15 protein-coding genes are annotated in these 17,202 nt (G+C 55.9%); 5 read left to right on the top strand and 10 right to left on the bottom strand.

Annotated features, from left to right (window positions below):
* Positions 1-37 precede the first annotated feature (37 nt).
* The 7 genes from cmk to purU form a co-directional block, all read right to left on the bottom strand.
* A complete protein-coding gene (gene cmk / locus CDH48_RS07675; RefSeq protein ID WP_100688160.1) occupies positions 38-718 on the bottom strand; it encodes a (d)CMP kinase in 681 nt (226 codons plus the stop codon).
* Positions 718-2,985, bottom strand: a complete 2,268-nt coding sequence (locus CDH48_RS07670) for a bifunctional prephenate dehydrogenase/3-phosphoshikimate 1-carboxyvinyltransferase (RefSeq protein ID WP_100688159.1) — start codon at positions 2,983-2,985, stop codon at positions 718-720. Before CDH48_RS07670 ends, cmk begins: the two co-directional genes overlap by 1 nt.
* 1 nt (position 2,986) lies before the next feature.
* Entirely contained in the window at positions 2,987-4,111 is a 1,125-nt protein-coding gene (hisC, locus tag CDH48_RS07665) for a histidinol-phosphate transaminase (RefSeq protein ID WP_100688158.1), read from the bottom strand.
* A 66-nt stretch (positions 4,112-4,177) separates the two neighbouring features.
* Positions 4,178-5,275, bottom strand: a complete 1,098-nt coding sequence (gene pheA / locus CDH48_RS07660; RefSeq protein ID WP_100688157.1) for a prephenate dehydratase — start codon at positions 5,273-5,275, stop codon at positions 4,178-4,180.
* A 2-nt stretch (positions 5,276-5,277) separates the two neighbouring features.
* Positions 5,278-6,360, bottom strand: a complete 1,083-nt coding sequence (serC, locus tag CDH48_RS07655; RefSeq protein ID WP_100688156.1) for a 3-phosphoserine/phosphohydroxythreonine transaminase — start codon at positions 6,358-6,360, stop codon at positions 5,278-5,280.
* Between the two features lie 50 nt (positions 6,361-6,410).
* On the bottom strand, positions 6,411-9,068 hold the full coding sequence (gene gyrA / locus CDH48_RS07650) for a DNA gyrase subunit A (RefSeq protein ID WP_100688155.1): 2,658 nt from the start codon (positions 9,066-9,068) through the stop codon (positions 6,411-6,413).
* Between the two features lie 126 nt (positions 9,069-9,194).
* Positions 9,195-10,049: a formyltetrahydrofolate deformylase gene (gene purU / locus CDH48_RS07645; RefSeq protein WP_100688154.1), complete on the bottom strand. Its 855-nt coding sequence runs from the start codon at positions 10,047-10,049 to the stop codon at positions 9,195-9,197.
* 156 nt (positions 10,050-10,205) lie between these two features.
* Here purU and ggt point away from each other — a divergent pair, with 156 nt between their 5' ends.
* The 3 genes from ggt to ftsH are packed head-to-tail and all read left to right on the top strand — an operon-like array spanning position 10,206 to position 14,188.
* Positions 10,206-11,984, top strand: a complete 1,779-nt coding sequence (gene ggt / locus CDH48_RS07640; RefSeq protein ID WP_100688153.1) for a gamma-glutamyltransferase — start codon at positions 10,206-10,208, stop codon at positions 11,982-11,984.
* A 51-nt stretch (positions 11,985-12,035) separates the two neighbouring features.
* Positions 12,036-12,284, top strand: a complete 249-nt coding sequence (locus tag CDH48_RS07635; RefSeq protein WP_100688152.1) for a YkoF family thiamine/hydroxymethylpyrimidine-binding protein — start codon at positions 12,036-12,038, stop codon at positions 12,282-12,284.
* Positions 12,281-14,188 (top strand): ATP-dependent zinc metalloprotease FtsH, encoded by a 1,908-nt coding sequence (gene ftsH / locus CDH48_RS07630; protein WP_100688151.1) that lies wholly within the window; start codon positions 12,281-12,283, stop codon positions 14,186-14,188. The genes CDH48_RS07635 and ftsH overlap by 4 nt, the downstream gene beginning before the upstream one ends.
* A 285-nt stretch (positions 14,189-14,473) precedes the next feature.
* Here the strand turns inward: ftsH and yghU are convergent, their stop codons facing one another.
* Positions 14,474-15,355 (bottom strand): glutathione-dependent disulfide-bond oxidoreductase, encoded by an 882-nt coding sequence (gene yghU, locus CDH48_RS07620; protein WP_100688150.1) that lies wholly within the window; start codon positions 15,353-15,355, stop codon positions 14,474-14,476.
* Positions 15,356-15,420: 65 nt separating this feature from the next.
* Positions 15,421-15,723 carry a monooxygenase gene (locus CDH48_RS07615; RefSeq protein WP_100688149.1) on the bottom strand — a complete coding sequence of 101 codons (303 nt, stop codon included), beginning with the start codon at positions 15,721-15,723 and terminating at the stop codon, positions 15,421-15,423.
* Positions 15,724-15,862: 139 nt separating this feature from the next.
* Between CDH48_RS07615 and CDH48_RS07610 the strand changes: the two genes are divergently transcribed.
* Positions 15,863-16,036, top strand: a complete 174-nt coding sequence (locus CDH48_RS07610) for a DUF2897 family protein (RefSeq protein WP_100688148.1) — start codon at positions 15,863-15,865, stop codon at positions 16,034-16,036.
* Here the strand turns inward: CDH48_RS07610 and CDH48_RS07605 are convergent.
* A complete protein-coding gene (locus tag CDH48_RS07605; protein ID WP_100688147.1) occupies positions 16,027-16,365 on the bottom strand; it encodes a 4a-hydroxytetrahydrobiopterin dehydratase in 339 nt (112 codons plus the stop codon). The genes CDH48_RS07610 and CDH48_RS07605 overlap by 10 nt on opposite strands.
* A 143-nt stretch (positions 16,366-16,508) precedes the next feature.
* Between CDH48_RS07605 and imuA the strand changes: the two genes are divergently transcribed.
* Complete coding sequence (gene imuA / locus CDH48_RS07600; protein WP_100688146.1) at positions 16,509-17,198, top strand: translesion DNA synthesis-associated protein ImuA; 690 nt, start codon at positions 16,509-16,511, stop codon at positions 17,196-17,198.
* The last annotated feature ends 4 nt before the right edge of the window (positions 17,199-17,202 follow it).

Below are 17,202 nucleotides of genomic sequence, written 5' to 3'. Positions count from 1 at the left end.
TCGCTGTTTCCGGCATTTCAACGACAAAAAGGTGCAGTCAGGCCTGGCCTGCTGCGGCCATACACCTGTCTAACACCTCTTGTATACTCAACCCCGTAGAATCAATGACTTGCGCATCATCTGCGGGTTTGAGGGGGGCTGCAGAGCGGTTCATATCCCGTTCATCACGAGCCCGTATCTCCTCTAAAAGGGCGTCAATACTAACATCGACTCCCGCAGCCTTCAACTGGCTGAAACGCCGCCGCGCACGCTCTTCGGCACTGGCCGTCAGGAAAATCTTAACGGCCGCATCGGGAAACACAACGGTGCCCATATCGCGACCGTCCGCAACCAGCCCCGGTGCTTGCTGAAAGTCTCGCTGGCGCTGCAAAAGAGCATCCCGAACCGGCTGCATCACGGCAATACGCGACGCGTTATTACCACAGGTTTCCGTACGAATTTCGGAGGTAACATCCTCCCCTGCAAGAATCACCCTTGCAGGCTCACCCTCAGGTGTTGGCTCGAAGGCCACATCCAGTGATGCAGCAACGCGCGCAAGCTCTGGCTCATTATCCAGGGATACGTTCTGGCGCATTGCGGCCAGCGCAGTCAGCCGGTAAAGCGCGCCGCTGTCCAGCAGGTGCCAGCCCAGTTTCCGGGCCAGCATCTGGGTGACCGTCCCCTTGCCTGACCCGCCCGGCCCGTCAACAGCAATGACTGGCGCTTTGCCTTCTGACATCAATGAACTCCCTGATCCGCACCTGCAGCAACACGTTCAGCTGTTTCGGCTGAGATATTGATGCCGGTTTGTTTCGCAAGTTCCACAAAGCCGGGGAACGACGTTGCCACATTGGCGCAATCATTTATTTCGATCTCTCCGGTGGCCCGCAGGGAAGCCACCGCGAACGACATGGCGATACGGTGGTCGCCATGGCTGTGGACGGTACCACCCTTAATGGTCTGGCCACCTTCAATAACTATGCCGTCCGCGGTCACCGTCGTTTCCACTCCAAGCGCCGCCAGGCCATCGGCCATCACCTGAATGCGGTCGCTCTCTTTTACCCGCAACTCTTCTGCACCGGTCAGAACCGTGCGGCCAGTGGCGCAGGCCGCAGCGATAAACAGCACCGGGAATTCGTCAATGGCCAGCGGCACCTGGTCTTCGGGAATATCAATACCTTTCAGCTTCGCAGAGCGCACACGCAGGTCAGCAACTGGCTCGCCGCCGATTTCACGCTTGTTCATGATTTCAATATTCGCACCCATCTGTTGCAGAATATTGATCACGCCCACCCGAGTCGGATTCATGCCCACATGGCGCAAAACCAGATCGGAACCCGGCGCAATGCTGGCCGCCACCAGAAAAAATGCGGCGGATGAAATATCGGCAGGAACATCTATTTCACTGGCTGTCAGCTTGCCACCACCGGTAACACTGGCGGTGGGGCCGTCACGTTCTACTTTATAACCAAAGCCAGTCAGCATGCGCTCGGTGTGATCCCTTGTTGGCGCCGGTTCGGTAACAGATGTGGTGCCCTCTGCGTAAAGACCAGCGAGTAACAGGCAGGATTTCACCTGGGCGCTGGCTACCGGCATATCATAATGGATACCGGTAAGTTTCCTGTCTTTACTACCCCTGATTTTCAGAGGCGGGCGACCGCCTTCCGCCGTGTCGATAACGGCACCCATAGACCGCAACGGGTCGGCGACCCGGTTCATTGGGCGAACGGAAAGGCTTGCGTCCCCGGTAAGCTCGGACTCAAAAGGTTGTGCTGCGAGCAAACCGGCGAACAACCGCATACCGGTTCCTGAGTTACCCAGATAGATGGGTCCATGGGGGGGCTGCAACCCATGCATTCCGACGCCGTGGATGCGAACAAAACCGTTATCCGGCCCTTCGATGGCAACACCCATGTCGCAGAATGCCTGCAGCGTTGCGAGGCTGTCCTCACCCTCCAGAAAACCCTTTACTTCCGTTACTCCCTCAGCGAGGGCCCCGAGCATAATCGAGCGATGGGAAATGGATTTGTCGCCGGGCACCCGTATGTCACCGGTTACTGAGCCACCGGGCTGAAGCCGGAACGTCACCTGATTTTCACTGTTAGTTGTCACGTAAGCCTGTCCTGAAAGCATTTTTGAAAAATGTTCGCGCGCTGCCTTGGCACGACTGAATACCCGCAAGAGGGTCGCACCGTCCTGCTCAGCAATCGCTGTACGCAGCTGGTCCAAATCCTGGGTAAAATGGTCAATCACGCGGAGAACGGCGTCGCGGTTGGAGAGAAAAATATCGTGCCACATAACCGGATCACTCGCGGCAATGCGGGTAAAATCGCGGAATCCGCCTGCGGCATACCGGAAAATATCCATATTCTCGTCTTCGCCGGCCAGTGTATCCACCAGCGAAAAGGCAATCAGATGGGGCAAGTGGCTGGTCGCTGCCAATACTTCATCGTGATACGCCACCGACATGGTGAGCACGGTGGCGCCGCAGGCCTCCCACAAGGCCCGGATCTTTCCCAGATGAACCGGGCAAACGTTATCAGGTGGCGTCAGTATAACCTTGTGGTTACTGAACAACTCCGGATTAGCTGCTCGGATACCGCTGCGCTCGGACCCGGCAATGGGATGCCCGGGAATGACACAGGGTAAAAACTCCCCGAACACCGCTTCAACGTCCTTCACGAAACCGGACTTTGTACTGCCCACATCGGTAAGAATGGCGTCGGCGGCAAGGTGTGGGCGTATTTCCTCCAGCACTTTGCGGGTCGCCTGTACCGGCACGGCCAGCACAACAAGGTCAGCACCACGCACCGCCTCGCTGGTGGTTTCCGCAACGGTATCAATCACACCCAGGGACTGCCCCAGTAAAAGATCGTCTTTTCTCTGATCTGCGCCAACCACTTCCTGCGCCAGGTTGTTTTTCCGTATTGCGCCGGCCAGCGAACCACCGATCAGGCCCAGCCCGATGATGGCAACACGCTGAAAAAGCGGTTTGTGCGATAACACCTCAGGCTCCCTGCCCTGCTGCCGCCAGCGCTTTGGAGAGCGCGTCAATAAAATGTTCGTTTTCTGCAGGCAAACCCACCGTGACCCGAAGGTGGTTGGGCATGCCGTAACCTGCAATGGGGCGCACAATAACACCGTGTGCGAGCAACGCCTGGTAGACACCCATAGCCTGGGGCCCTACCTCAACGGCGATAAAGTTTCCGGACGATGGTATATACCGAAGCCCCATCTGGTCGAAGGCCTCTTCGAGCTGCTTCAGTCCGGCTGCATTGGCCGCCCGGGAACGCTGCAGGTAGTCTTCGTCATCCAGCACTGCAGTGGCGGCGGCGAGTGCCACAGAGCTAACGTTAAAAGGCTGGCGCACGCGGTTCAGTATGTCGGCGATGGCCGGTGAACTGAGGCTGTAGCCGACGCGCAGGCCGGCAAGGCCCCAGGCTTTGGAGAAGGTTCGGCACACGATCAGATTGGGAAAGCGGTTCAACAGGGCAACACCGTCCGGGTCTTTCTTTCCGGTCATGTATTCACAATAGGCCTCATCCAGAACCACCAGTACGTCTTCAGGAATCTTCCCCAGAAACGCTTCAATAGCGTCTGCGTCGTGAACGGTTCCCGTAGGATTGTTCGGGTTGGCCACAAATACCAGCCGGGTGTGCTCTGTCACTGCTGCCGCCATGGCGTCCAGGTCGTGCCCCCAGTCTTTGGCAGGCACAGTAACCGGCGTGGCACCAATTGCCTGGGTAACCAGAGGGTAAACGGCAAAAGCGTACTGGGAAAACACAACTTCGGAATCGCTACCGGCGAAACAACGTGCAATCACTTCGAGCACGTCGTTGGACCCATTTCCGAGTGTAATCTGGTCAGCGCCCACACCCAGTCGCGCGGATAATTTCTGTTTCAGTTCAAAGCCGTTGCCATCGGGATACAGACACAGATCTGTCAACGCATGCTCCACTGCAGCAACCGCTTTTTCACTGGGCCCGAGAGGGTTTTCATTGCTCGCGAGCTTGATGATTTCGGATGGATTCAGGCCCAGTTCACGGGCAAGTTCGCTGATTGGCTTACCCGGCTGATAGGGAGACAAAGCCTGAACGCCTTTTACCGCAAGACCCTGATAATCAATGGACATATACCTTCCTCAAACTATCTGATAGCGAATCCTGAACAAATACTGCTCCCGCCGGCCAGACTGCTGCTAGAGAACACCAATGGGATAGGAACCCAGGCGCTTGAGTTCAACAGCTTCTTCATCTACTTCGGCAAGCACTTTACGCACCCGATCATCGTCCATATGGCCTTCAAAATCGATATAGAACACATAGGCCCAGGTGCCACTGGGGGATGGCCGGGTTTCAATTCGTGTAAGACTGATTCCATGGCTATGGAACGGCTCCAGCAACTGATACAGCGCGCCCGGCTTGTTTCTCATGGAGACAAGTATCGACGATTTGTCATGGCCGCTGGGTGGCACCTCTTCACGACCGATGATCAGGAACCGGGTGGTGTTGTCCGGCCTGTCTTCGATACTGTGCGCCAGCTTCTCCAGGTCGTAAAGCTCTGCAGCCATATCGCCGGCAATCGCTGCAGATCCTCGCTCTTGCGCCGCCCGGCGAGCTGCTTCGGCATTACTGGAAACCGTTACCCGTTCAACACCATAACGGTGGGTGTCCAGCCACTGGCGGCACTGGGCAAACGACTGCTGATGCGAATAGATACGGGTGATTTCAAGATCCCGGAAATCCGGTGACACCAGCAGATGATGATGAATTCTCAGCTGCACCTCGCCGCAGATTTTCAACGGTGAGGACATGAACATGTCCAGCGTGTGATTGATCATGCCTTCCGTGGAATTCTCAACCGGCACCACACCATAATGCGCGGCACCGGATTCCACTTCGCGGAAAACGGCATCAATCGCCGGCAGGGGCACACTGACAACAGAGTGCCCGAAGTGTTTAAGGGCTGCCGCCTGGGTAAAGGTGCCGATGGGCCCGAGAAAAGCAATGTGCATGGGTTTTTCCAGCGCCAGGCAGGCCGACATGATCTCGCGAAACAGCCGGGCCATTTCCTCGCTGGGCAGAGGCCCGGGGTTGGCCTCCTTGATACGGCGCAATACCTGCGCTTCCCGCTCCGGGCGATAGAAAAACACGTCTTCTCCCGGATTTGCCGCCATTTTCACATGGGCCACTTCCTGGGCGCATTTGGCGCGGGCGCTGATCAGTTCCATGATCTTCTGATCAAGTTTGTCTATTTCTTCCCGCAGTTCTCCAAGGCGGACTTGCTCATCATTCATGATCAGCCCTGCTCCTTCGCAAATTCCTTCATATACTGAATCAACGCATCCACGCCCGCTTCCGGCATGGCATTGTAGATGCTGGCGCGCATGCCCCCCACGGAGCGGTGCCCGGCCAGGTTCAGTAATCCGCGGGCGTTGGCGCCCTCAAGGAAAGCGCTGTTCAGAGCATCGTCCCGCAGGGTAAAAGGTACGTTCATCCAGGACCGGAAGCGCCGGTCAATGGGGTTGGCATAGAACTCATTGGCGTCGATAAAACCGTACAGCTTCTCCGCTTTTCTGCGGTTCATCTCACCCATGGCTTTTACGCCACCCTGGGCTTTCAGCCACTTGAATACCAGGCCGGAGAGGTACCAGGAGTAGGTTGCCGGCGTGTTGTACATGGAGCCGTTATCGGCAATCACCTGATAGTTCATCATGGTCGGCGTTTCCTTGCGGGCTTTGCCCAGAAGGTCTTTCCGGATGATGACCACAACCAGCCCGGAAGGGCCGATATTCTTCTGGGCGCCGGCGTAGATAAGCCCGAACTTCGATACGTCCAGCGGGCGCGACAGCATGGTAGAAGACATGTCTGCCACAAGGGGCACGCCCGCGCTATCGGGAACAAAATCAAACTCCAGGCCGCCGATGGTCTCATTCGGTGTGTAATGCAGATATGCCGCATCGGCGCTGGTCTGCCAGGATGCCTGATCCGGAATACTGACAAAGCCGGTATCTTCGGAACTGGCCACCACATTTACATCGGCGTAGCGTTTTGCCTCGGCAATGGCCTTTTTCGACCAGATGCCAGTGTTGACATAATCCGCAGAAGCCTTGTCCCCAAGCAGGTTCAGGGGGATGGTGGAGAACTGACTGGAAGCTCCACCCTGCATGAAGAGTACAGCGTAATCATCTGATATTCCTGCTAATTCACGCAGATCCCGCTCGGCAGTTTCGGCAATTTCCATAAAATCGTCACTGCGATGACTCATTTCCATCACAGACATGCCTGTACCGCGCCAGTCCAGCATTTCATCCCGTGCCTGTGCCAGCACGCTTTCCGGCAAGGTTGCCGGACCTGCACAAAAGTTATACGCCCTGCTCATATTCCTGTGGTCTCTCAAGTCTTGCGGATATGGTGCCCGGTAATGCTGGCTTATTCCTCGCCAGCATCCTGGTCCGAACTGCTGTTCCCGTTATCGTCTGTTGAAGCATCCTGGCCTTCGGTATCCGTACTTTCTGCACCCGTGCTTCCAGCATCCACATTGTCGATGTCGTCTTCGTCGGTTTCGGCAATCCGCTCCACACCGACCAGGCGTTCATCTTCCTGGCTCAACCTGATCAGGCGTACGCCCTGAGTGTTCCGGCCAAGAATGGATACTTCATCCGTGCGGGTACGAACCAGCGTGCCCTTATCGGAAATCAGCATCATCTCGTCGCCTTCGAATAACTGCAAAGCAGTCACCAGGTTGCCGTTACGCTCGGAGCACTGCATGGCAATAACGCCCTGACTGCCACGGCTGTATGTCGGGAACTCATCAATGGCGGTGCGCTTGCCGTAACCATTCTCACTGGCGGTCAGAATAACACCACCTTCCTGAGGAATGATCAGGGAGACCACCTGGTGGCCTTCCGGCATTCTGATACCACGTACTCCGCGGGCAGTTCGGCTTAGCGGGCGAACTTCTGCTTCACTGAAGCGAACGGCCTTGCCAGCGGAGGAAAACAGCATGATTTCCGCATCACCTTCCGTGATGGCTGCACCAATCAGGGTATCGCCTTCATCCAGAGACAGGGCAATCAGGCCACTGCTGCGCGGGCGGGAGAAGTTCGGAAGCGGGGTTTTCTTGACCACACCCGCAGACGTTGCCATAAGGACAAACTGGTTTTCCGGGTAATCCCGAACCGGCAGGAAGGTGGTAATGCGCTCACCCTCATCCAGCGGCAGAATGTTAACCATCGGCCGGCCACGGGATGCGCGGCTGGCCCGGGGTATCTCGAACACACGCAGCCAGTAGACCTTGCCACGGTTGGAGAAACACAGAATGGTGTCGTGGGAGTTGGCAACCAGAAGCTTTTCTATAAAGTCTTCGTCTTTCATGGAGGTTGCTGCCCGGCCACGGCCACCACGGCGCTGGGCCTGGTAATCCTCAACCGCCTGGGTCTTGGCGTAACCACTGTGGGAGATGGTTACCACCAGTTCTTCTTCATCAATCAGATCGGCAATCGTGAGATCGCGCTGGGAGCTGGTTATTTCCGTGCGACGCTCATCACCAAATTCTTCTACTACCGCTTCCAGTTCTTCACGGATAACCTGCATCAGCCGGTCCGGATCACCGAGGATTTCCAGAAGGCCGGCAATTTTCTCAAGAATTTCCTTGTACTCGTTCTGGAGCTTTTCAGTTTCCAGACCAGTCAGACGGTGCAAACGCATGTCCAGGATAGCCTGGGTCTGCTCCGGCGACATAAAGTACAGGCCATCGCGCAGGCCGTAGATTTCTGGCAGATCGTCCGGGCGGCAGGCATCCTCCCCGGCACGCTCAAGCATCGCCATGACATCGCCTGGCGCCCAGCCGCGGGCCATCAGCTTTTCTTTGGCTTCCACTGAGCTCGGAGAGGCCTTGATCAGCTCGATCATTTCATCGATGTTGGCCAGTGCAACGGTCAGGCCTTCAAGAATATGGCCACGCTCACGGGCTTTACGCAGCTCAAAGATGGTGCGGCGGGTCACCACTTCACGGCGGTGACGCACGAACGCATCCAGCATCTCTTTGAGATTCAGTGTCCTCGGCTCGCCGTTGATCAGCGCAACCATGTTGATGCCGAACACCGTCTGCAACTGGGTATGCTTGAACAGATTGTTAACAACAACGTCCGGGTTTTCACCACGACGCAGCTCGATAACAACGCGGATACCTTCCTTGTTGGACTCGTCCCGCAGCTCGGTAATACCTTCCAGACGCTTCTCTTTCACCAGCTCGGCGATCTTCTCGATCAGACGTGCCTTGTTCAGCTGATACGGCAACTCGGTGATGATAATGGCATCACGATTGGTCTTTTTATCGGTTTCAATCTCGTGGCGGGCGCGAATATAAATGCGGCCCCGGCCGGTGCGGTAGGCTTCAACGATGCCCGCACGCCCATTGATAATGCCTTCGGTTGGAAAATCCGGGCCCGGAATGAACTCCATCAGCTCATCACAGGTAAGATCCGGGTTATCAATCAGCGCCAGGCAGCCATTAACCACTTCGGTCAGATTGTGGGGCGGAATGTTGGTCGCCATGCCCACAGCAATACCGGATGAGCCGTTCACCAGCAGGTTGGGCACCCGGGTGGGCATAACCTCGGGAATGCGCTCTGTACCATCGTAGTTATCAACAAAATCTACGGTTTCTTTCTCGAGGTCCGCCAGCAGAGAGTGTGCAATTTTCTTCATGCGGATTTCGGTGTAACGCATGGCTGCCGCGTTGTCACCGTCGATAGACCCAAAGTTGCCCTGGCCATCTACCAGCGGGTACCGCAGGGAGAAAGGCTGGGCCATGCGAACGATGGTGTCGTAAACAGCAGAGTCACCGTGCGGGTGGTATTTACCAATAACATCACCCACCACACGGGCAGACTTCTTGTAGGCCTTGTTCCAGTCGTTGTTCAGTTCCGACATGGCGAACAGAACACGACGGTGAACCGGCTTGAGGCCATCCCGCACGTCAGGAAGCGCCCGCCCTACGATTACACTCATGGCGTAATCCAGGTAAGACTGCTTCAGTTCATCTTCAATATTGACCGGCAGGATCTCTTTGGCTAATTCACCCATCGAGAAAGGTTCCTTTGCGTTATCTGGAAGTCGTTTCAGAGCCGCTTCCCGGCCCCGTATTTATTCTTCAACAAACCGCCAATTCTACCACAGTCGCGCCCTTTCAGGGGCATCTGTGAGGCAGCCTTAATCAAATACCACGGTCTTGTTTTCGTAGGTAATCACGCGATCCTCAATATGCGAGCGCAATCCCCGGGCGAGAACATTTTTCTCTACATCCTTGCCAAGGCGCACCATATCCTCAATGGAATCGCTGTGGGTAATGCGGATAACGTCCTGCTCGATGATTGGCCCTTCATCGAGGTCCTGGGTGACGTAATGGCAGGTAGCCCCGATCAGCTTCACCCCGCGGCTGTATGCCTGGTGATATGGCCGCGCACCGGCGAAAGACGGCAGGAAGCTATGATGGATGTTGATCACCTTGCCAGCATATTTTGCGCACAGATCTGCTGGCAGAATCTGCATGTAACGCGCCAGCACCACCACATCGGCCTCGTAGCTCTGGAAAAGTTCGTCGATGTGGGCAAACGCCTCTTCACGATTCTCTTTGCTTACCGGAATGTGATGGTATGGAATTTCATGCCACTCCACCATGCGGCGCAAATCATCATGATTGGAAATAACCGCAACAATTTCTGCGTTGATTTCGTTGCTGTGCCAGCGGTACAGGAGGTCGGCCACACAGTGGGACTCCTTGCTGCACATCAGGATGATTTTCTTGGGCCGGGCGGAATCGGCAATGTGCCAGTGCATATCGAATTCACGGGCAATCGGTGCAAATGCGGCACGGAACTGATCCAGACCAAACGGGATAGACTCCGCCTTGATCTCGTGGCGCATGAAAAACCAGCCAGTGTAGGTATCCGAATGATGGCTCGCTTCCGTGATCCAGCCATTGTAAGTCGATAGAAAATTACTCACCTTGGCGACAATTCCAACCCTGTCCGGGCAGGAAATCACAAGACGATAGGTATGCTCCATGAAAGCCTTTCCTTAACTGACAAACGGGAAAGCAGGTGCACCGGGAACCAGTGCCGGAAACGGCAGCCCGAACAGGAATCGGCGTTAGCGGTACGCACCCTTTAAAATGACGGGCTATCATAGCCTATCTGAACATCAGAAACGAGGAATGGAGACATGGACAGAGACCTGCACCAGCAAACATGGAAAGCGCGATTCACTGCACGCTCAGGCAGCCTGCGCACGTTCGCCCTGATGGCAAGCCTGACAGTATGCCTCACAACACTGGCAACGCCGGTTTTCAGCCAGGCCATTCTGGAGGGCGAGCGGTTTCATCCCGCCAGTGCCCGTAATGGCATGGTCGCGACCAGTCACACCCTGGCTACCGAAGTTGCACTGAAAGTACTGCAGGACGGCGGAAACGCAGTGGATGCCGCAGTAACTGCCGGTTTTGCACTGGCGGTTACCCAGCCAAGATCGGGAAACATCGGCGGCGGCGGCTTTATGCTGATTTCCAAAGGCGACGGCTCTGAGCCGGAAGCCATAGATTACCGGGAAAAAGCCCCCTCGGGGGCCACCGAAACCATGTATCAGGATGAATCCGGAGAGGTGGTAAAGGACCGCAGCCGCTTTACCCACCTGGCGGCAGGTGTTCCGGGCACAGTTGCCGGCCTGGCTATGGCGCTGGAACGCCACGGTACTATTTCCCTGAAGCAGGCGCTGGCGCCTGCCATCAAGCTTGCCCGGGAAGGTTTCATTGTTCCCCGGCGTTTCAGCGAAGGCCTGCAACAGGCGCGGGAAAGACTGCAACGCTGGCCGGCAACCCTTGAGACCTTCTATAAGGAAGGCGGTTCTGCCTGGCAGCCCGGTGAGCGCTTTCGCCAGCCGGAACTTGCAGATACCCTGCAGCGCATTGCCGATGATGGCGTAAAAGGTTTTTATCAGGGCGAAACTGCACGACTGATTGTTGAAGAGATGCAGCGGCACGGAGGCCTCATAACCCGGCAGGATCTTGAGGCCTACCAGCCGGTTGTGCGTACGCCCGTACACGGAAACTACCGGGGTTATGACATCTACTCCATGTCGCCGCCCTCCTCTGGCGGCACGCATATTGTGCAGATACTGAACATTCTTGAAGGTTTTCCGATCCCGGAACTTGGCCATAACTCGGCTGCCACCATTCACTATATGGCCGAAGCCATGAAGCTGGCTTATGCCGACCGCTCAGAGTTCCTGGGCGATACGGATTATGTGGACGTACCTTTAAAAGGCCTGACCAGCAAATCCTACGCAGAGAAATTACGGCAAGGTATCAAGCCGGACAAAGCCCGCCCCGCAAGCGAAGTTCGCCCCGGGCAGCCGGCAAACTACGAAAGCCCGGAGACCACACACTTTTCAGTGGTTGATAAATGGGGCAATGCAGTATCGAATACCTACACCATCAACTTCAGTTACGGCTCGGGGATTACCGTGAAGGGCGCGGGCTTTCTGCTCAACAACGAAATGGATGATTTCAGCGCCAAACCGGGTGTGCCCAATGCCTACGGCCTGATTGGCGGCGAAGCCAACAAAGTGGAACCCGGCAAACGCATGCTCAGCTCCATGTCGCCTACCATTGTTCGCAAGGGCGATCGCAACTTCCTGGTAACCGGCAGCCCGGGGGGCTCGCGAATTATTACCACCACCCTGCAGGTCATCATGAACGTGATTGACCACGGCATGAACATACAAACCGCCGTCAGCGCACCCCGCATCCATCACCAATGGCTCCCGGATGAGATACGAATCGAGCAGGGTATCAGCAGGGACACTGTGCGTTTGCTGGAGAGCCGCGGCCATAAAGTGGTCACCAATTCGGCTATGGGGGCCATTCAGAGTATCATGGTCGGAGAAGACGGCACTTTGTACGGTGGCGCAGACCCGCGGCGCAGCACTTCCTCGGCCATGGGCTACTGATGCTGGCGCCATTGAGCAATAAATTGTTGAGTACGAAAACTGGAGGCATTTATGTTCCTGTCAGTACAACTGAGCTGTTACCCCCTCAAGGATGACTACAAACAGCCTATCTGGGATCTGATCGCCCGACTGGAAGACTCCGGCCTGCAGGTTGTTGCCGGTCGTATGGGCACAGAAATTTTCGGTGAGTACGATGAAGTTATGGCCGTTCTTTCGGATACCATGAAGTGGTCTTTCGAGACCTATGGGAAATCAGTTTTCGTTGCCAAAATCATGGAGGGTGACCGGAGACCGAAATGACCAACTCAAACAATCCGGGAAAGCAGTCCCCACCGACTGACCAGAAACCGGAAATACCCAAGCAGTATTCCTTTCTCTGGCTCAGCGCGGCCATATTCCTGGCCTTCATGTGGCTGCAGGACAGCGGCGCCCCCAAGCTTCAGGAACTGGCGTACTCTGAATTCAAAACCGCTGTTATAAACGATCAGGTTTCCGAGGTAACTCTCAGGGAAGAGAATATTACCGGCCTGTTCAACGACCAGGGGCGCGCGTCTTTTAGCTCTGATGATGCTACCCAGGGCTCAAGCCCCGGGTTCAACACCACCCGGCCACCCATGGATGACCCGGAACTGCTGACTCTGCTGGAGGCTCACGATGTCACTATCCGGGCCCAGCCTTCGGGGTTGCTGTGGTGGCAGGAGCTGATTCGCGGCTTCCTGCCCTGGATATTGTTGCTGGGCCTGATGTACTGGTTCTGGGGATCTGCGCAGAAGCGCATGACCCAGGGCGGTGGCATGTTTGATTACGGCCGGTCGAAAGCCCGCCGGGCGATAAAAGAAACCTCCACCACAACCCTGGATGACGTAGCCGGTATCGAATCGGCCAAGCGGGAGATTGCGGAGATTATCGACTTCCTGAAATCGCCGGGTAAATACAGGGCTCTGGGAGCTTCCATGCCCAAAGGCGTTCTTCTTGTCGGCCCGCCAGGCACCGGGAAAACTCTGCTTGCCCGCGCTATTGCCGGAGAGGCGGAAGTGCCGTTTTTCAGCATCAGCGCTTCAGAGTTTATTGAGATGTTTGTGGGCGTGGGCGCTTCAAGGGTTCGGGACATGTTTGCGAATGCCCGCAAGGAAGCACCGGCGCTGATTTTTATCGATGAACTGGATGCCATTGGCCGCTCCCGGGGCGCGGGCCTGGGTGGCGGGCACGATGAGCGGGAACAGACGCTGAACCAGATTCTTACCGAAATGGACGGCTTCGAATCCCACGAAAATATTCTCGTACTGGCCGCTACCAACCGCCCGGATGTTCTGGACAGCGCCCTGCTCCGGCCTGGCCGTTTTGACCGGAAGATTACCCTGGATCTTCCACACAAGGATGCACGGGATGCCATTCTCGCGGTACACGTGCGCAAAGTGCCCCTGGCAGCCGATGTTGACCTGGAGCAACTGGCGGCCCGCACCATTGGTTTTTCCGGCGCCGACCTGAAAAACCTGGTGAACGAAGCAGCCCTGACAGCCGCCCGGGAAAACCTGAAAGAAGTCACGGCCCGGTGTTTCGAGATTGCCCGCGACCGCATCGTTCTGGGTGAGAAGCGTGACGCAAGGCTGTCGCCGGAAGAACGGGAAGTGGTGGCTTACCACGAGAGTGGTCACGCCATCATGGCTTATTACATGCCAAAGGCCGACCCGCTCACCCGGGTAACAATTATTCCCCACGGCATGGCTTTGGGCGTCACTGAGCAAACGCCAACTGAAGATCGCTACAACTACTCCGAAAGCTATCTCAGAGACCGCATCAAGGTGATGCTTGGCGGGCGTTCGGCGGAAAAAATCATCTATGGAGAAGTGACCACCGGTGCCCAGAACGACCTCAAGGAAGCCACCAAACTGATCCGCCGCATGATCGGCCAGTGGGGCATGAACGAAAAGATCGGCCCTGTGGGCCTGAGTATTGGGGAGGAACACGTATTCCTGGGCCGCGAAATGGGCTCGCATCGGGAGTACAGCGAAAAGATGGCGGAATTGATTGATGCTGAAATCCAGTCAGAACTTCTGGCTATGGAAGCTGACACTATCGAATTCCTGACCGAGCACAGGGGTCAGCTTGAGGCCCTGGCCAAGGCCGTGCTCAAGAAGGAAAACCTCTCAGCGGAAGAGGTTGAAAAAATCCTCCACCAGGAAGCCACCCGGAAAATCGCCTGAAGGCTCCAAAAATGTTCCTCCCGAGCCAGATGTTCCGGCTCGGGCAGGCTTCATGCCTCAGGCGTGAGCAACCGGCGCATCGCTGAACAGCGCCCAGCAAAATGCCACCGCCCAGAGCGATGAGAAAGTGCCGGAACTCCTGCTCCAGCCAGTTGGGCCCGATCCGTTCAACTCTTGCCAGCAGTCCGCCAAGGGGAATGCAGATACCGGCAAGTGCGGTCAAACCAACGATGTAGACAAGGTCAGAAATCATCAGAAAGCCTGGACCGGTCAAAAACCGGCAAATCAGGAGTCGTCAGCAGCTCCGGCTAGCTTATCCTGGGTTTTGTTCTCGAAATCACTTGCATCGTGACGTTCATGCAGCTGGCTGGCTGGCTCACCCCAGGCACGGTTCACCATGCGCCCACGCTTGACAGCCGGCCGCTCTTTAAGCTCAAGGGCCCATCGCATTACATTGGTGTAGGTATGTGCTTCAAGAAACTCGGCAGCATCGTAAACCTTGTTGGTAACCAGCGCGCCATACCAGGGCCAGGTTGCCATATCGGCAATGGTGTACTCATTGCCGGCAACATACCGGTTATCGGCCAGCTGGCGGTCCAGCACATCCAGTTGCCGTTTAACCTCCATGGTGTAGCGGTTAATCGGGTACTCATACTTCTCGGGCGCATAGGCAAAGAAGTGTCCGAAACCGCCGCCCACAAACGCAGCACTGCCCATCTGCCAGAACAGCCAGTTCAGCGTTTCGGTGCGGCCAGCTAAATCCTCTGGCAAAAACCGGCCAAACTTCTCCGCCAGATAAAGCAGAATAGAGCCGGACTCGAATACCCGAACAGCAGGATCCTGAGAGCGGTCCAGCAGCGCCGGAATCTTGGAGTTTGGGTTCACATCCACAAACCCGCTGCTGAACTGATCGCCTTCATTAATCCGGATCAGCCAGGCATCGTATTCCGCCTCACTGATACCGAGTTCCAGCAACTCTTCCAGCATTATCGTGACTTTCACACCGTTAGGCGTAGCCAGGGAATAAAGCTGAAAAGGGTGCTTGCCAACCGGCAGCTCTTTTTCGTGAGTAGGGCCTGCAATGGGGCGGTTGATATTGGCAAAAGCACCACCGCTTGCAGATTCCCACTTCCAGACCTTGGGTGGGGTATAGCTGGAATCACTCATAGTTACGGGCTCCTTGATTGCTGTTTGGTTATTTGCCGAGATGCGACTGTGCCGAATCCAGAGCCTTAAACAGGCCCATTGGTGATCTTCGACAAATCCTCATTCACATCGAAAAGTTTGGCATTAACCTTTTCAACTCCCAGTCCCTTCAGCCTTGCCGTGTGTTTTTCAAGATAGGCTTGAGCGGCTTCTTCCGTTTCAAAAAGATAAATTCCACCCGCGTCTTTTTCTGAAGCGTTTTCTGTCCAGATTTTCCAGATAAAACCGGGCTCTTCTGTAATGGAAACAGCCAGATCTTTTAACGCCCCGGCCATTTCTGAACCGAACGGGCCAGTGAACGGAAAATCAACCTGTAATAGTTTTGCCATCTGATAACACTCCAGTTTTCGGCAGACGCTGCCATAATGTTTGATAAAGATTGGAATGTTCCGCCAATCTGGCCGGAATACTCCACTATAAAGAAAACCGCTCCAACAACACCACTCCGACAAAAAGGAAGCCTGACACATGCCAATGATAGGATGGATTTTTCTGCTCGCTGCCGTGGCCCTGGTTTTGGGCAGCTTATTCATGCTTCGGGACTCAGCCGGCAAGATGCAGGTGCCGGAGGACAAACTCGAGAAAGTCCGCAAACGCAAGGCAGAACTTGAGGCTGAGGAAAAATCAGAGGATCAGTGGTAAGCCGAGTCTGTTCTCGCAGCCATAATGAAATCATTCTTGTGCAGCCCACCGATTGCGTGGGTCCACCAGCTTATGGTTGCCTTCCCGTATTCCAGCAGGATGGCCGGGTGATGGTTTTCTGCCTCTGCCAGCTCACCCACCTTGTTGGTAAACGCCAGGGCCTGGGCAAAGTTCCTGAATTTGAATACCCGGCGTAACTGCTCCTCACCGCTCACGCTGAGAATTTCCCAATCCGGAACGTCTTCGTGCAGTGTACGTTTTTCCTCATCGGTTACCCCGGGAGCGTTCGCGCTACATGCCTCACAATGCTGTTCAGCCAGTCCACTCATGCCCAACCTCCGAGTTGATTGCAGGGTTTTCTGCTGCTTGCACAGTACAAGATGGGTTCGTGCCCTCATTTTATCAACCCGCTTCTTGAAATCAGGCCCTCTTCAGAATACTGTATATTTAAACAGTATTTCAGGATTTCACCATGAGCGAGCTTCTTGACACGCTAATGCAGGATGCCCGTGTCTGGCAGGGACACAGGCATAACAAAACCACACAACTGGCCGAGCTGACGGGCTATCAGGCTCTGGACAACCAGCTTGGAGGCCTTGGCTGGCCCCGGGGCGCTTTGAGCGAGTGCCTGCTGGATACCCCCGGAATTGGCGAACTCACCCTGCTGGTACCACTCATGCAAAGGCTGTCACGGGCCGGTAAAACCGTATTCTGGCTGAACCCTCCGCACACGCCTTATGCTCCGGCACTGGCGCGGGAAGATATCGACCTGAACCAGGTCATCATGATCCATACCGAAGGCAAAGACGATTTTCTGTGGACCCTGGAAAACTGTCTGCGCTCCCCGGTTACAGGTCTGGTCATAGCCTGGCCTGGCAGGCTGGCTGCCCGTGAAATCCGACGCTTGCAGCTGGCCGCCGAAGCCGGCAGCAACGTTTGCGTACTTTTTCGTGAGCGCCGCTACGCCGAACAGAACTCTCCGGCTGCCTTACGCCTTCAGCTGGAACCCGACAATCAGCAAAGCCTGAAGGTGCACGTGGTAAAACGCCGTGGCAGCTGGCCCGGCCAACGCTGTTCCCTTGCCCTGGCTCACCGGGCGGGCCTGCTTCACCATGAAACGCCCCGCATCGTCCAGGGCCCCTGGCCCGCAATTGCCCGGTAATTAC

The organism is Marinobacter aromaticivorans, from assembly GCF_002806975.1.
Lineage (GTDB): Bacteria > Pseudomonadota > Gammaproteobacteria > Pseudomonadales > Oleiphilaceae > Marinobacter > Marinobacter aromaticivorans.
Note: the sequence above shows the minus strand (reverse complement) of the source record. Positions and strands in the feature narration are given on the sequence as shown.

Excerpts from the sequence above, each read along its gene's own strand:
- pheA (WP_100688157.1), bottom strand. The coding sequence starts at position 5,275 with ATGAATGATGAGCAAGTCCGCCTTGGAGAACTGCGGGAAGAAATAGAC.
- CDH48_RS07610 (WP_100688148.1), top strand. The coding sequence starts at position 15,863 with ATGCCAATGATAGGATGGATTTTTCTGCTCGCTGCCGTGGCCCTGGTT.
- CDH48_RS07635 (WP_100688152.1), top strand. The coding sequence starts at position 12,036 with ATGTTCCTGTCAGTACAACTGAGCTGTTACCCCCTCAAGGATGACTAC.
- cmk (WP_100688160.1), bottom strand. The coding sequence starts at position 718 with ATGTCAGAAGGCAAAGCGCCAGTCATTGCTGTTGACGGGCCGGGCGGG.
- ftsH (WP_100688151.1), top strand. The coding sequence starts at position 12,281 with ATGACCAACTCAAACAATCCGGGAAAGCAGTCCCCACCGACTGACCAG.
- yghU (WP_100688150.1), bottom strand. The coding sequence starts at position 15,355 with ATGAGTGATTCCAGCTATACCCCACCCAAGGTCTGGAAGTGGGAATCT.
- serC (WP_100688156.1), bottom strand. The coding sequence starts at position 6,360 with ATGAGCAGGGCGTATAACTTTTGTGCAGGTCCGGCAACCTTGCCGGAA.
- CDH48_RS07615 (WP_100688149.1), bottom strand. The coding sequence starts at position 15,723 with ATGGCAAAACTATTACAGGTTGATTTTCCGTTCACTGGCCCGTTCGGT.
- purU (WP_100688154.1), bottom strand. The coding sequence starts at position 10,049 with ATGGAGCATACCTATCGTCTTGTGATTTCCTGCCCGGACAGGGTTGGA.
- CDH48_RS07605 (WP_100688147.1), bottom strand. The coding sequence starts at position 16,365 with ATGAGTGGACTGGCTGAACAGCATTGTGAGGCATGTAGCGCGAACGCT.
- imuA (WP_100688146.1), top strand. The coding sequence starts at position 16,509 with ATGAGCGAGCTTCTTGACACGCTAATGCAGGATGCCCGTGTCTGGCAG.
- ggt (WP_100688153.1), top strand. The coding sequence starts at position 10,206 with ATGGACAGAGACCTGCACCAGCAAACATGGAAAGCGCGATTCACTGCA.
- hisC (WP_100688158.1), bottom strand. The coding sequence starts at position 4,111 with ATGTCCATTGATTATCAGGGTCTTGCGGTAAAAGGCGTTCAGGCTTTG.
- gyrA (WP_100688155.1), bottom strand. The coding sequence starts at position 9,068 with ATGGGTGAATTAGCCAAAGAGATCCTGCCGGTCAATATTGAAGATGAA.